The organism is Corynebacterium sp. HMSC28B08 (assembly GCF_001806865.1).
Lineage (GTDB): Bacteria > Actinomycetota > Actinomycetes > Mycobacteriales > Mycobacteriaceae > Corynebacterium > Corynebacterium auriscanis.
The window spans coordinates 1-1,216 of record NZ_KV786186.1; the positions used below are offsets into that span (position 1 = coordinate 1).

Genomic DNA, 1,216 nt, shown 5'->3' on the forward strand with positions numbered 1-1,216 from the left:
CCCCTGCCAGGTATCACACGCATATGGTTTAGCCAAAAATCCACGTTCGCTCGCCGCTACTAGCAGAATCATTATTATTTTCTTCTCCTACGGGTACTGAGATGTTTCACTTCCCCGCGTTCCCTCCACACCAGCTATTGAATTCACCAGCGGGCGACTACACATCACTGCAGCCAGGTTTCCCCATTCGGACACCCTCGGATCAACGCTCTATTGGCAACTCCCCGAGGCCTATCGCGGCCTTACACGTCCTTCATCGGCTTACTGTGCCAAGGCATCCACCGTGTGCCCTTAACAACAAACACAACACCACAAACAATGGCAGATAGATACACTTACAATCACAAAAAAATAAAGAAGATACTCGCGTCCACTATACAGTTCTCAAACACCACGAAAACACACACCACACACACCACCACCAGGCAGCACACACAGCACACGCTTCCCACACAAGGAACACACTCTCATGCATCACACACAACAATGCTGTCCCAGACACCCAACAGACATGACAAACCGAAACACACGCACCCACACAAAAACAGGCACGCACACCGCTGCTATCCCCAACACAACACAACACCAACAACAACACACATCAAACCAATCAACCACCACACAACCATGCGATGACCGTGATGCACACCCCACAACAACACGCAGGATGTATCCAACAATCATGTTCACCCGGAACACAAAAACACAAAATAAAAACTCCTTAGAAAGGAGGTGATCCAGCCGCACCTTCCGGTACGGCTACCTTGTTACGACTTCGTCCCAATCGCCGATCCCACCTTCGACAGCTCCCTAACAAGTTTAGGCCACTGGCTTCGGGTGTTACCAACTTTCATGACGTGACGGGCGGTGTGTACAAGGCCCGGGAACGTATTCACCGCAGCGTTGCTGATCTGCGATTACTAGCGACTCCGACTTCATGGAGTCGAGTTGCAGACTCCAATCCGAACTGAGACCGGCTTTAAGGGATTAGCTCCACCTCACGGTATCGCAACCCACTGTACCGACCATTGTAGCATGTGTGAAGCCCTGGACATAAGGGGCATGATGATTTGACGTCATCCCCACCTTCCTCCGAGTTAACCCCGGCAGTCTCTCGCGAGTCCCCACCATAACGTGCTGGCAACACAAGACAAGGGTTGCGCTCGTTGCGGGACTTAACCCAACATCTCACGACACGAGCTGACGACAACCATGC

At 51.7% G+C, this 1,216-nt stretch carries 2 rRNA genes; both read right to left on the minus strand.

Annotated elements, in window-relative coordinates:
• Positions 1-305 (minus strand): 23S ribosomal RNA (locus tag HMPREF3098_RS10150); the annotation flags it as partial.
• 420 nt (positions 306-725) lie between these two features.
• Positions 726-1,216 (minus strand): 16S ribosomal RNA (locus HMPREF3098_RS10155); the annotation flags it as partial.